Origin of the sequence: Bacillus cereus group sp. N14 (assembly GCF_016483555.1) — a bacterium.
Taxonomy (GTDB): domain Bacteria; phylum Bacillota; class Bacilli; order Bacillales; family Bacillaceae_G; genus Bacillus_A; species Bacillus_A wiedmannii.
The window spans coordinates 136,618-150,069 of record NZ_JAEHBQ010000012.1; the positions used below are offsets into that span (position 1 = coordinate 136,618).

Here is a 13,452-nt window from a genome sequence, read left to right on the forward strand (position 1 = left end):
TCTCTTTATTATTAGTCTTGCGGTACGAAAGCTTTCCAAGAAGATAGATCCATATCTTCTTTTAATATAGATGAAGCAGGGAAGACAAATGACCACGGTTTTGTAGTGTTCGCTTTAATTTCAAGGTTCGGTAATGTGAAAGCACCTTTAACGACAACTGCACCTGATGCATCTTCAATATGAAGAAGAAGTTGCTCTAGTTGAATCGTGTCTTTGCAACCGTTACGAATAAGAAGCGTTGCATGTAAAACACCGTTTTCTTTTCTTGCAGCTTGCAGAACTAGGAAGTTAATTTCACCATCATTTGGAGGTGTTAAATTGTCTACGAAATTACGTAACTCGGCATGCACTATAAAATAGAAAAATAATACGAGAGGTAAAAGATAAATAAGAAAATCGAACTACTAAATACCAAAGGACTCTCCTCACTTTTTCGAAATACATTTCGTACAAAAAAACGACATATCTATTATATATTCTTTTTTATAATAGCGCCTTTAATATTTTAGCATGTTAATAATTCGATTAAAATAATTATTCCATATGAATAGTTTCTAATTCAATACGTAAAAAAAGAGGGCAATTAAGTGTTGTTTTATGTTGAATGTAGAGGGGGATTAAAATGGAAAGAAGGTATTTGAATGCTTTATAGGAGTTAGTAATTTTGAGATAAGAGAAGTGATATAACTAAGGAGGAGAGTAGGGAGGAAATGCGAATTATAGGACAAATTTATCTTGGAAGAAAGTAATCGAGATATATTGGCAGGCATTTAAGAAATACGTAATGATTTTATGAAATACATATTCGTTCTTTTTTAATTCTTTTAGTGCGATAATATATCCAAACAGTAGTACAATTGGATATACACTTTTCAAAATAAATTTCACTTCTTCTCCAAATGAAACTGGAGATTTGACCATTAAATTATTCACAAGGCCGATTGCGCTCATGTGTAATACATAAATTGAAAAAGATGTTAATAAATCTAAAATTGGTTGAAACACAATGAATAGAAGTAGGAAATGCGGGAAGTAGTTATCCATCTGTTTTAACTTAGTAACCATATATGCCTCCATTTCTTCATTCCTTTATTTCAGCACTTCTATATATAATAGGAAGAAAAATGAATTTCTATATTTGATTTTTTATATCAAACTTAAGAATACACCATTTCATTGTAATGGTAAATAGATGGAAAGTATGGATAAACCGACTTTAATTGCTATATTTTTTAACGGAATGGAATGTTTTATACGAGGCTATATACAAATTACGAGATTATTAGACAGAAAATTAAGAAAAAAGAAGGGTTTTTCACCTGCTTTCTATAATTATATAAGTATAATCTTTATGTAGAAAAGAGGGGTATATATAATGGAAGTAACAAGTAAAACAGAATCTGTCATTGTGAAATATGAAGGGCACGTTGCAACGGTTATGGTCAATCGCCCAGAGGTGTTAAATGCATTAGATGAACCAACGTTAAAAGAGCTATTACAAAAACTGAAAGAAGTTGCGGAGAGTTCAGCGCATATTGTGGTGCTATGCGGGAACGGCCGCGGTTTTTCTGCGGGTGGAGATATTAAATCGATGCTTTCAAGTAATGATGAAAGCAAGTTTGATGGTATTATGAATACTATTTCTGAAGTTGTTGTAACTTTATATACGATGCCGAAGCTTGTGATTAGTGCGATTCATGGACCGACTGCTGGTCTTGGGTTAAGTATTGCGTTAACAGCTGACTATGTGATGGCAGATATATCATCCGTTATTGCGATGAACTTTATTGGAATCGCTTTAATTCCAGATGGTGGCGGCCATTTCTTCCTTCAAAAGCGCGTCGGTGAAAATATGACGAAGCAAATTATTTGGGAAGGAAAGAAATTATCAGCAACAGAAGCGCTTGATATCGGTTTAATTGATGAAGTAATCGGTGAGGATTTCCAAACGGCTGTGAAGCAAAAAATTAGCGAATGGTCACAAAAGCCGATTAAAGCGATGATTCAAACGAAGCAAATTTTATGTGAAGTAAATCGTTCTAATTTAGAACAAACATTGCAACTTGAAAAGCGCGGCCAATATGCGATGAGACAAACAGCGGATCATAAAGAAGGCATTGCTGCATTTTTAGAAAAACGTTTGCCTGCATTTAAAGGGGAATAAAGTGAAATTTGAATTAATGGTAGTTTTACTGCCGGTTAATTTAAGGTAAAGGGGAGAAAGTGCTAACACATTTTAGTATAATTGTGTTAGCACTTTTTTTTTAGGAGTAATGTATGAAGAAAATTATCGGTGTGATCGGCATGATTGTAATAGCATATTATGCTTTACATAGTACACCATCTATGGCGGTGCGAACTGCTTTGTTTTTTGAAGGACATCCAAGCGTTGCGTTTTCTGGCGAGGTGACGAAAGAAAAAGATGTGAAAAAAGAAGCAATTCCAGCTGAGTACCAAACTTTATATAGTAAGGAAGAAGAATCAGAGCACTATTTCTTTCCGCACGTAAGGGCACATGGATCAGGAATTGATATGCTTAGTGCGTGCGTGAAGAAAAAATGGTTTTTCTATAAAGCAGAGCTCGGATGTTATTAAATATAGGAGGTTGAATGATGTCAGCATATAACAAGTTAGTAAGAGATCGTGTTCCAGAGAAGATTTTAATGTCTGGAAAAACATATACAGCACAAAAATTAACAGGACAAGCATACATACAAGCTTTAGCGAAAATTGGAACGGAAGAAATTCGTGAATTTGCTTCTATGAAAGAACGTGAACATGCGCTAGATTCTCTTGCGGATGCACTGGAAGTGATCATTTCATTAGCGCGTGCAGAAGGTGCAACAATTGAAGATGTAGAACGTCTTCGTAAGCAAAAAGAAATAGAGCGCGGTGGATTTGAAAGAGGCATTTATTTGTTGGATGTTTCAGAAGAATAGTTTGATAGAAAGCATAGTGTTTATGAATAACGCTATGTTTTTTTGTTAAAGAGAATTTTAATGCAATTTAGAAAATTAAGCTATATGAGTAGAGGATTTATAGTAAATTCGGTATACTGAATAGTAGAGAAAATGAGGAGGAAACGACAATGGCACATCATACGAAAGAAACGATGGAACTTATTAAGGAGCTTGTCTCTATTCCGAGTCCGTCTGGAAATACAGAGAAAATCATTCGTTTTATTGAAAACTATGTAAGTGAGTGGAACGTAGAAACGAAGCGTAACAATAAAGGCGCTCTTATTTTAACGGTAAAAGGGAAAAATGATGCACAGCACCGTTTATTAACGGCACACGTTGATACGTTAGGGGCAATGGTGAAAGAAATTAAGCCTGACGGTCGTCTAAGTCTTTCTATGATTGGCGGATTTCGCTGGAACTCTGTAGAGGGGGAATATTGCGAAATTGAAACATCAAGCGGTAAGACTTATACAGGAACGATTTTAATGCATCAAACATCTGTGCATGTATATAAAGATGCAGGTGAAGCGAAACGCGACGAGAAAAATATTGAGGTTCGTATTGATGAGCGTGTCTTTTCAGCTGATGAAGTACGTGAATTAGGAATTGAAGTAGGAGACTTCGTTTCATTCGATCCGCGCGTTCAAATTACAGAGAGTGGATACATAAAATCACGTCATTTAGATGACAAAGTAAGTGTTGCGATTTTATTAAAATTAATTAAGAGATTACAAGACGAAAACGTAACATTACCATATACAACGCATTTCTTAATTTCTAATAATGAAGAGATTGGATACGGTGGTAACTCTAACATTCCAGAAGAAACGGTTGAGTATTTAGCGGTTGATATGGGAGCGTTAGGTGATGGTCAAGCATCTGACGAATATACAGTATCTATTTGTGCAAAAGACTCTAGCGGTCCGTATCATTATGCACTGCGTAAACATTTAGTAGAGCTTGCGAAAACGAACAATATTGAATATAAAGTAGATATTTATCCATACTATGGATCGGATGCATCAGCTGCGATTCACGCTGGATTTGATGTGAAACATGCATTAATTGGAGCGGGTATTGATTCTTCTCATGCATTTGAGCGTACACATGAAAGTTCGATTGCACATACAGAAGCGTTAGTATATGCATATGTAATGTCTCATTTAATTGAAGAATAATTTCATAGAAAATAGAGAGGGCTGATTAAAAATATTATTTTTAATCAGTTTTTTATTTGGTGGGGAATTAATCGCTTTTTGAAATGTATTTATATTTATTATTCCTTATATATTTATTTTTAATAATATAGGTAGGAAACGTATTTACTACAGTGATTGAATGTTATAAACTATTATAGGAGTTATTTACCAGTTAATATTTTTAATATTATTTTTATGAAGTACAAGGCAATAGCTGCTGGTATGTTAGCAGCAAGTTTACTAGCTTATCCAGTTAGTAGTTTAGCAGAAACGAAGAAGTTTTCAGATGTTCGAGACGACTCATTTGCAAAAGACGCAATTTACTATTTAGTAGATCGAGATGTAATTAGCGGTATGACAAGTGATACGTTTGCGCCAAAAGTAGTAGTTATTGAAGAAAAAGATAGCTGGATTCGTATCCGTACAAATAGTGGCTTCCAATGGTTGGATAAAAATCAATTAAACCCAGTAAAATAAGAAAACTTCTTAGAAGGTAAAGCAATTATTATTGATCCAGGTTACGGTGGAATTGACTCGGGTAATGTTGGTTATTATGAGGAAGAAAGTAAAATCGTATTAGACACATCTTTACGATTACAAAAAATATTTGAGAAAAAGACACCATTTACTGTTAAGTTAACACGTACAAACGATACACGCCCAGGAGTAGATTCTGGCGATTCTTTAAGAAAAAGAGTAGAATTTGCTAATGAAAATAAGGGTGATATCTTCGTAAGTATTCACGGTAACGGTTCTACAGGTAAAGATGGACACGGTACAGAAACATTCTATTATGCAGCAGCACCGACAAAATCAACGAACCCGTATACGGAAGACAGTCGCTTATTAGCAGACAAAATTCAAAAACGCCTTGTAGCAGCACTTGGGACATATGACCGTGGTGTGAAAAAGGATATTTGGTACGTAGTAAAATACAATACAATGCCAGCTGTATTAACAGAATTAGCATTTGTAGATAATAAAAGTGATGCAGATAAAATTGCTACACCAAAACAGAGACAAGCTGCAGCAGAAGCAATTTATCAAGGTATTTTAGATTACTATGAAGCAAAGGGGAATAACGTATCTTCTTTCCGTTAATAAATCAAAAGAGATTGCCAATAGGCAGTCTCTTTTATTTATTAACGTTTCTCTTTATTTCCGGCATGTGATATCATTTAATTTTACGTAAAAAAGATATTCGAATAATTGTAATCATAATAATTTTAAACGATAAAGGATGATAATAGATTGAGTAATCATAGTACAACACCTGCATGTATATATACGTATGCATTTCGTGAGGAGGAGCGTGCTTTATGTTATTTGGAAATGCGCTCGTTCTTTGGAATGGAGTCTCACGTTAATATTTTGAAAAGTGATGTCAAAATTGACCCGAGTAGAAGTGCATTTATTAAAGAGCGCGTTGAGGTTATGTATGAAGGAGACGACTTAGAAAGTATTTTAAAACAAGTGGAACAAATTGATTTGGCGGGAGCGTCGTTTAAAGTTATCTTCGTTAAAATCAATGACCTGGTTGGAGAAAATAAAATTGAATATGGGGAAAGACGTCTCATTGAACGAGACCTGGGCATGCATATTGAAGGAGAAGCGGATGTTCGTAATCCAGAGCGTGTATTCGGAATTGTTCCTCTTGGAGGACGTTGGTACTTCGGACACTATGTAGAAAGTGAGCCAGTTTGGTATCATCACATAAAAAAACCGCATAGTTATTCGACATCTCTTAGTACACGTGTTGCGAGATCAGTTGCCAATATCGCTGTACCAAATCCAGATGGAGTAAGAGCAATTGACCCGTGCTGCGGTATTGGAACAGTAGTAGTAGAAGCACTTTCTATGGGAATTAACATCGTTGGTAGAGATATAAATCCACTTGTAGTGCTTGGAACGAGAAAAAACATTGCACATTTCGGATTTGAAGGGACAGTAACAAAAGGTCCAATCGAGGAAATTACTGAGAACTACGATGTTGCCATTATCGATATGCCGTACGACTTATTTACGCATGCAACACCAGAAGACCAGTTCTCTATTCTTTCAAGTGCGCGCCGCATCGCTAAAAAGGTAGTCGTTGTAACGATGGAAACAATGGACGACATGATCCATGAAGCAGGATTTGAAATTACAGACCGCTGTATTACAAGAAAAGGATCATTTACTAGACAAATTCTCGTTTGTGAATAAGAAAAAAAGGTCACCCGTTCGGGTGACCTTTTTTGTTTGATATTGATGTGTGATTGGTTGGTAGTTTAGATAGATGAATTAGCGAAATTTGTCGGTAAGTCGATATTCCATGGCGAATCGTCGATAAATTTAAAAAATCGCCGATATATTGTGTTGAATCGCTGATATATTCCGAGAATCGTTGATATCGTTACATTAGTATATTACTGTTCTTTTAATTTCTCTTGTTGTACAAGTAATAAATTGCGTAAAACGTGTCCGCGGTAACTTTCTAGTTTTCGTCCTTCATGATAGCGCACGCCTAATTTTTTTAATTCAGCTACGTACCAGCCTTTTGTTCCGTAATACATTGGATCACTTCCTTTTTGCTTTTGAACAGTATATGTTGGGGATGGAAGTAACTTTCCATTGAAAATAATAAGCCTGGTTGTACCAAGGTGTTCCATAACATAGCGTCCGGTCCATGTATAAAAAAATAGACAGTAGTGTATGCTTTTTTTAACAATGTATACAAATTTATACCCTATGCGTTGGCATGATATTTGCAATAAAAATAGTATCAACATATAGGGGAGAGATAGAAATGAAGGTTAGTAAAGTGTACACGACAATTGATGCTCACGTAGCTGGGGAACCGCTTCGAATTATTACAGGCGGCGTGCCAGAAATAAAAGGAGAAACGCAGCTAGAAAGACGCGCGTACTGTATGGAGAATTTGGACCATCTTCGCGAGGTTCTTATGTATGAACCGAGAGGACATCACGGTATGTACGGTTGTATCATTACTCCACCTGCAAGTGCTCACGCTGATTTTGGTGTATTATTTATGCATAATGAAGGCTGGAGTACGATGTGTGGGCACGGCATTATCGCTGTTATTACAGTCGGAATTGAAACAGGTATGTTTGAAGTGACAGGTGAGGAACAAAAGTTCATTATTGATAGCCCTGCTGGGGAAGTGATTGCGTACGCAAAATATAACGGGAGCGAAGTAGAGTCCGTATCATTTGAAAATGTCCCTTCATTTGTATACAAAAAAGATGTTCCTATTAAAATAGATAACTATGAATTTCAAGTAGATATCGCGTTTGGTGGAGCATTCTACGCGGTAGTAGATAGTAAAGAACTTGGTTTGAAGGTTGATTTCAAAGACTTAGCTGCTATTCAAACGTGGGGTGGTAAAATTAAGCACTATATCGAGAGCAAAATGGAAGTAAAGCATCCACTTGAAGAAGGGTTAAAAGGAATATACGGCGTTATTTTCTCAGATGAACCGAAAGGGGCAGACGCAACTTTACGAAATGTAACGATTTTTGCTGATGGGCAAGTAGATCGTTCTCCTTGTGGCACAGGAACTTCCGCAAGAATCGCAACTCTTTTTGAAAAAGATGCTTTACAAAAGGGAGAACTTTTCTTCCACGAATGCATTACTGACGGGAAATTCGAGGGGGAAGTATTGTCGGTAACAGCGGTAGATACATATGAAGCTGTCGTTCCGAAAGTAACGGGGCATGCATTTATTACAGGGTTTCATCAGTTCGTTATAGATCCGAGAGATGATTTGAATCGGGGATTTTTGTTAGGATAAGAGGAGGAGGTGGAAAGATATGCTAGTCATAAGCGCGAACGAACAACGAAACTTAGTAAATATGAATGAAGTCATTAAATACGCGGCGCTTGCTTTAAAAGAATTTTCCGCAGAAAGAACGATTACACCAATTCGCAGCTCATTACCATTTGCGAACGAGCAAAACACTGCATTAATTATGCCTTCAGTAGCGGAAGGACTTGAGGCACTTGGCTTAAAAGTAGTAACAGTAGTCCCCGAGAACAAAAAGATAGGAAAGAAAACGATAAACGGGATTGTGATGCTATCAGACTTTCAAACGGGAGAACCGCTTGCACTTTTAGAAGGATCCTACTTAACGATGATTCGAACAGGGGCTCTATCAGGAGTAGCGACAAAACATTTAGCTCGTCATAACGCAAAAACTTTATGCATAATCGGGACCGGAGAACAGGCGAAGGGAATTGCTGAAGCTGTATTTGCGGTAAGAGATATCGACAAAGTCATTTTATACAATCGAACAGAAGAAAAAGCGTATGCATTTGCGCAATATATACAAGAAAGATTCAATAAACCTGCATATGTTCACACAAATGCAAATGAAGCAATAAGCGAAGCAGACATCATCATCACAACTACGAACGCATCCACACCAGTCTTCTCAGAAAAACTACAAAAAGGCGTCCACGTAAACGCCGTTGGCTCATTCAGGCCAAACATGCAAGAATTACCATCTCACGCTATCGCGGGTGCTAACAAAGTAGTAGTCGAATCAAAAGAAGCAGCATTAGAAGAAACAGGTGACCTTCAAGTTCCGATACAAGAAGGTCTATTTGAGGCAAGCAACATTTACGCCGAGCTTGGTCAAATTATAAGTGGTGAAAGAGCTGGTAGAGAGAACGATGAAGAGATTACTGTTTTTAAATCGGTTGGTTTGGCAGTAGTGGATATTATCGTTGCGAAGTATTTGTATGAGAAAGCGGTGGAGCGCGGAGTGGGGAATAGGATTGAGTTTTGAGGGAGACTGCCTTTTGGTGGTCTTTTTTTGCGTAAAATCTTGTAAAGCAAGAAAGAGTAGAGTATTTCATGATTAGAATTGAATATTAATATTCTAATATTCAATAGAAAGATTAAATATTTAAAAATTCATAATAAAATATTATAATATATTTAGTAAAATTAACCAATTTATATTTTGCTCATTATGTATTAAAAGGGAAATGAAAATGGCTGGACAAATTCGCATGTCACCAGAGGAGCTTAAATCGAAAGCCGCTCGATATGGACAAGGTGCAAATCAAATTGAGGACATTTTAAGTCAACTACAAAACTCACAAAATGAATTAAGAGGAGAATGGGAAGGTCGTGCTTTTGAAGGTTTTGACCAACAGTTCAATGAATTAAAGCCAAAAGTACAAAACTTCGCACAGTTATTACAAGAAATTAATATGCAGCTTAATAAAACTGCAGAGGCTGTTGCTTCTCATGATGAAGAATTATCACGTAATTTCGGTTTGAATTAAAAACGCTGTATTCTATATAACAAGCATTTCAAATGAGCCATACAGCTTATATTGTATGGCTCATTTGATTGCATGCCTAGCGAGTGATATTGATAGGGATATATATAATGAGATTTCTTTAATGCATTTGGAAAATTTATAGAAAGGATTTGAAAGAATGGGACAATTTCAAAGTAATTTACAAAAAGCAACGCAAATTGCTACGAAAATGGGATTAGCCTCTGATAGGATTCAAAGTGCAACCAGTCGTTCTATAACAAAGGCGACGCGTACAACGTTGTCTGTTAATTTCAAATCACAAGAAGCAAATCAGCAAGTTTTAGACTTGACGAAACAATTTTCCGCCGCCTTTCAACAAGCGGTTAATAATATTCATTTGGTATCTAATGAATTTGAGAGAATGGATAACGAACTTCACAATACTTTTCGCTAATGTGACAACCTACGTAAAGTAAAATAGTAGGAGGAATATGATGAGTCAAGATATTGAAAAACAAATTAATCAAGTAAATCAAAAGTTACGAAGTGTATTTGAAGAACAGGACCGAAATCAATCTGCGATTCAAGCTCAAGAACAAGCGGAAGCAGATTTTTATGAATGTAGAAGTCGAAATCGTCTTTTGTTTGATCGAATTTTAGGAACTTGGCATGGTGATAGAGAAATGTCTCAGTTTTTTATGAATACGTATCAAGATGCACAACATATTGAACGAAAAGTCACATTTGAATTGGAAAACAAAAAAGAAACGTTGCTTAAAGAAAGACGAGACCTTAATGATTTAGAAAACGCCCTTTCCTATCAACAACAACAATTAGCAAGGGAGGTCAATGCATGAGTTTAAATATGTATTTGGGAGAAGTACGAAGCCAAACTCAAAGCATGAATGCTGTATGTACCGCTACCATTCAAGGTATGGAACAAGCCATTCAGTCGATTGACGCTTTTGCAGTTGATACTGTTTTACAAGGACAAACATATAGCAGTGCAAAATCATTTTTTGTACAAACTTTTCGGCCTCTAGCGCAAGGAATTATTTACTTATGTGAAGAACTAATTCGTCAGAATGATGCTTTTCCAAGTCAATTTCAATCACAAGTCGCTTCTACAGATGTTATTGAACAAGAAATAAGAGAACAAATACAGGAAATCAATCAATCGATTGCAAGTATAGAAATGATGAATGCTGTTACACCAATGCCTGGAATAGATGCACTTGTGGCTGTTTTAGTTGAGATGAGAAAAAAACTTGAAGAAAAACTAGAGCATTTATATGAATTCAATTATACTTCTAGTAGTAATTATGATACGGCACTCCAACTAGCCGCTAACATTGCGACGGGTTTAGCGGAAGTCCAAAGTGGAAAAGGTTTTAGTACCGTAAGTGGTACATTTAGTACACAGGGATTGAATATGGACTGGACGACTTCCATTCAAAAAATGACAGAAGCTAAGGCACGCGAAGCGGATAATTTTGTAAATAACAATTTATCAGATGATAATATCGAAGAAGGTACAATGTATGATACCAACCCTGAAAAATCTATGCTTAGAAAAATTTGGGATGGTATATACGTTGGTTCCGGGGAAGTTATTGGAGGTATTGTAGAAGGGTTTGATTCATTAGATGATACAGTAACAAAAGAAAATATTAAGTATGCTATAGGTCACCCTTTAGAGACGGCATATACTATGTGTAATACTTTTTCGGATTCATTTATGAATGATGTTTGGCATGGTGATTTAGAAAGTGGTACAAAGTGGGGAACAAATATTTTTATGGGATTTGGGTTAGGATGGATTGGGGATAAAGGGATAAGCAGAGTAGGGAGAGTAACTACACTCGGTGGAGGTACGAATCTAGCAAAATTCTCAGAAGGTATCTCGTCTGTTTCGAATCAAATACCATTGAAAGATAGATTTGCTTTTGCTGGTGGAACTACTTTAAAATCTAATATTACAGGCGATACTTTTACACAAGCTAAAGATACTTTTTTATTCTTCGATAAATTCAAATCACACCCTAATTCTGTTTTCTTGAATAATAAAGCTGTTGAACATCTTTTTCATGGAAACTTTAATAGAAATAGAGAACCTGGTGGGTACCATCATGAGAGTATGATGGGAGGCGGAAAAATAAAACCTGGAACTGAGTCACCACCTAATCGTTTTGGTGTATATACTGCTGAAATCGAAGTTAGTGGGGTTCTAAAGGAATCACCATCCACCTTTTTCCCAAAACATTGGGATAGAACTCAAGTAATGGAAGCCATTCATGAGGCTTTTAATAATAAAAGACATCGACATGGCAATGTATATTCTGGTAAGACTTCTGAGGGAATGGAAATTAGATTTGTTCTTATTAATGATAAAATTATAACTGTTTATCCAAAGTACTAAAGATGGTGAGGTACCAAAAATGAAATATGATTATAAAATAACAAAATATGAAGATGTAGATTCTTTAAAAATAGAATTACCTAAAGAAATAGAAATTGTAGCCACATTTTTAGAAGATGATATCCAAGGGATTCCCATTAAATGGTGGTTACAACAAATCGATGAAGTATTAAACAACATAAAAGAATATAATGAATTCCAAGGTAATTTATGTGCGGTTCAAGTGAAAAAAGAAGAAACTCTACTAGTCGATTTATATTCTAACCATGACCCCAATATATGTAAAATAGAAACAACTGAACTTAGAGATTTAATTGAGATATGGGGAGAAGCACAAAAAAATGTATAAAAATAACAATTAAAAAATTAATTTTTATAAAAACATTTAAATTAAGACTCTTCTTAAGCGTGGGCTAGATAGCTCACGCTTTTTATTTTGGGTGACTATAACATTTATTTTTTTAAATTTATAATCATATTATTTGTTAGGGACAAACTTTAGAGGATGGAAAAATGGTAAAAGTAAAAAGCCTACATATTCGGATGACCGCAAGAAATTCGAAATAAGTTGGTTGGAAAGGAATTCAAATCATTCGATGAATTTAGAGCTGAGTTTTGGAAAACAGTTGCTGATTCGAGCTACGCAAACGAATTTAATCGCATGAACAGGATGAGGATGCTGGAAGGTAAAGCACCTTATACTCCCGGATCAGAGCAGTATGGAGCACATAAAGTGTATGTCTTACACCACAAGCAACCTATTCATCAAGGGGGCGATGTCTATAACCTTGATAACTTAATTATTGTATCTCCTAAGACTCACCAAACCATCTTAGACCCTGCTTATCATTTTGGAAAAAAAGGGTTATAAATTTATAAGGGGTAGATAACATGAACAGTAAAATGACTAAAGATGAGCTTATTAAACTTGTAGAACAAATATGTGATCCTAAATTACCAGATGAGTTGGGTAGTAAGTATATTGATATCTTAAAGGCGAATGTGCCTCACCCAGCTCCGAGTGACTTGATTTTTTGGGATTTTAGAGACTTAACTCCAGAAGAAATAGTAGAGATTGCTTTGAACTACAAAGAAAAAGAAGAGAAATAAAATATTAACGGACAAGCTGCCCCCCTAAAAATGGGCGGCTTTCTTCATTATCTAAGCCAACTTACATAAAAATCACTAGCCGTAATATAGTACTTATGCCCCTTCGAATTATAAACACGATACTGTGGATACCCATTGACATTTACCTTTGCGTCGATTGTAAATCCAAATCCTACGCGTCAACTGTACCAGCAACATCTTTATCCTGCCAAGAAGGAGCATCATAAAAACGTAGATTGTTAACTTTCGAAACAACTCGCTTCCCTACAATAGAGAAATCTACTGTACTTTTCTTGTTAAACTGCACATAAGATGGATCGTTCTTAATCCATTGTTCTCCACTAAGATTTAACCAACCATCCTTTTCAGCCAATACAGCATAATATAAATCATTAGCATCAATTTATTACTTTCCCATTAGTATTTTACCTCTACGTTATACTACATTACCTATTTAGAACTATAACAAACACATATGTTGTAAAATACA

14 protein-coding genes and 5 pseudogenes are annotated in these 13,452 nt (G+C 35.7%); 15 read left to right on the forward strand and 4 right to left on the reverse strand.

The features are described 5' to 3' along the window. Positions 1–11: 11 nt before the first annotated feature. Together JDS82_RS18150 and JDS82_RS18155 are read right to left on the reverse strand one after the other, a co-directional pair. Positions 12–338: pseudogene (locus JDS82_RS18150) on the reverse strand (SLAP domain-containing protein); the annotation flags it as partial. Between the two features lie 406 nt (positions 339–744). Continuing rightward, a pseudogene (locus JDS82_RS18155) lies at positions 745–1,065 on the reverse strand (O-antigen ligase family protein); the annotation flags it as partial. Between the two features lie 310 nt (positions 1,066–1,375). Between JDS82_RS18155 and JDS82_RS18160 the strand changes: the two are divergent. The 6 genes and pseudogenes from JDS82_RS18160 to JDS82_RS18185 all read left to right on the forward strand — a co-directional run bounded on the left by JDS82_RS18160 (position 1,376) and on the right by JDS82_RS18185 (position 6,364). After that, positions 1,376–2,164, forward strand: coding sequence for an enoyl-CoA hydratase (locus JDS82_RS18160; RefSeq protein WP_000454176.1), 789 nt, complete (start codon positions 1,376–1,378; stop codon positions 2,162–2,164). Between the two features lie 113 nt (positions 2,165–2,277). Then, a complete protein-coding gene (locus tag JDS82_RS18165; protein ID WP_000720146.1) occupies positions 2,278–2,595 on the forward strand; it encodes a hypothetical protein in 318 nt (105 codons plus the stop codon). Between the two features lie 17 nt (positions 2,596–2,612). Continuing rightward, positions 2,613–2,939, forward strand: a complete 327-nt coding sequence (locus JDS82_RS18170; RefSeq protein WP_001277353.1) for a nucleoside triphosphate pyrophosphohydrolase — start codon at positions 2,613–2,615, stop codon at positions 2,937–2,939. A gap of 149 nt (positions 2,940–3,088) precedes the next feature. After that, on the forward strand, positions 3,089–4,138 hold the full coding sequence (locus JDS82_RS18175) for a M42 family metallopeptidase (protein WP_048545609.1): 1,050 nt from the start codon (positions 3,089–3,091) through the stop codon (positions 4,136–4,138). 243 nt (positions 4,139–4,381) lie between these two features. Beyond that, positions 4,382–5,260: pseudogene (locus JDS82_RS18180) on the forward strand (N-acetylmuramoyl-L-alanine amidase). 150 nt (positions 5,261–5,410) lie between these two features. After that, positions 5,411–6,364, forward strand: coding sequence for a TRM11 family SAM-dependent methyltransferase (locus JDS82_RS18185; protein WP_048545605.1), 954 nt, complete (start codon positions 5,411–5,413; stop codon positions 6,362–6,364). A gap of 203 nt (positions 6,365–6,567) precedes the next feature. Here JDS82_RS18185 and JDS82_RS18190 read toward each other — a convergent pair whose 3' ends face one another. After that, on the reverse strand, positions 6,568–6,810 hold the full coding sequence (locus tag JDS82_RS18190) for a YflJ family protein (RefSeq protein ID WP_139057171.1): 243 nt from the start codon (positions 6,808–6,810) through the stop codon (positions 6,568–6,570). Between the two features lie 89 nt (positions 6,811–6,899). Between JDS82_RS18190 and JDS82_RS18195 the strand changes: the two genes are divergently transcribed. From JDS82_RS18195 to JDS82_RS18230, 9 genes and pseudogenes are all read left to right on the forward strand, one after another. Beyond that, positions 6,900–7,952, forward strand: coding sequence for a proline racemase family protein (locus JDS82_RS18195; protein ID WP_141669260.1), 1,053 nt, complete (start codon positions 6,900–6,902; stop codon positions 7,950–7,952). Positions 7,953–7,971: 19 nt separating this feature from the next. Next, complete coding sequence (locus tag JDS82_RS18200) at positions 7,972–8,949, forward strand: ornithine cyclodeaminase family protein (protein WP_064056148.1); 978 nt, start codon at positions 7,972–7,974, stop codon at positions 8,947–8,949. A gap of 208 nt (positions 8,950–9,157) precedes the next feature. Continuing rightward, on the forward strand, positions 9,158–9,454 hold the full coding sequence (locus JDS82_RS18205) for a WXG100 family type VII secretion target (RefSeq protein WP_064056147.1): 297 nt from the start codon (positions 9,158–9,160) through the stop codon (positions 9,452–9,454). A 157-nt stretch (positions 9,455–9,611) separates the two neighbouring features. Next, a complete protein-coding gene (locus tag JDS82_RS18210) occupies positions 9,612–9,887 on the forward strand; it encodes a TIGR04197 family type VII secretion effector (protein WP_199713678.1) in 276 nt (91 codons plus the stop codon). A 40-nt stretch (positions 9,888–9,927) separates the two neighbouring features. Then, positions 9,928–10,290 (forward strand): DUF3958 family protein, encoded by a 363-nt coding sequence (locus JDS82_RS18215; protein ID WP_064057339.1) that lies wholly within the window; start codon positions 9,928–9,930, stop codon positions 10,288–10,290. Next, complete coding sequence (locus tag JDS82_RS18220) at positions 10,287–11,852, forward strand: EndoU domain-containing protein (RefSeq protein WP_064057338.1); 1,566 nt, start codon at positions 10,287–10,289, stop codon at positions 11,850–11,852. Before JDS82_RS18215 ends, JDS82_RS18220 begins: the two co-directional genes overlap by 4 nt. Positions 11,853–11,871: 19 nt before the next feature. Further along, entirely contained in the window at positions 11,872–12,201 is a 330-nt protein-coding gene (locus JDS82_RS18225) for a hypothetical protein (RefSeq protein ID WP_000872945.1), read from the forward strand. A 198-nt stretch (positions 12,202–12,399) separates the two neighbouring features. Next, a pseudogene (locus JDS82_RS29765) lies at positions 12,400–12,723 on the forward strand (hypothetical protein); the annotation flags it as partial. Between the two features lie 20 nt (positions 12,724–12,743). Then, entirely contained in the window at positions 12,744–12,962 is a 219-nt protein-coding gene (locus tag JDS82_RS18230) for a bacteriocin immunity protein (protein ID WP_003193833.1), read from the forward strand. Positions 12,963–13,009: 47 nt separating this feature from the next. On the opposite strand, the pseudogene JDS82_RS18235 reads toward JDS82_RS18230, so the two are convergent. Next, a pseudogene (locus tag JDS82_RS18235) lies at positions 13,010–13,344 on the reverse strand (thioredoxin domain-containing protein); the annotation flags it as partial. Positions 13,345–13,452 lie beyond the last annotated feature (108 nt).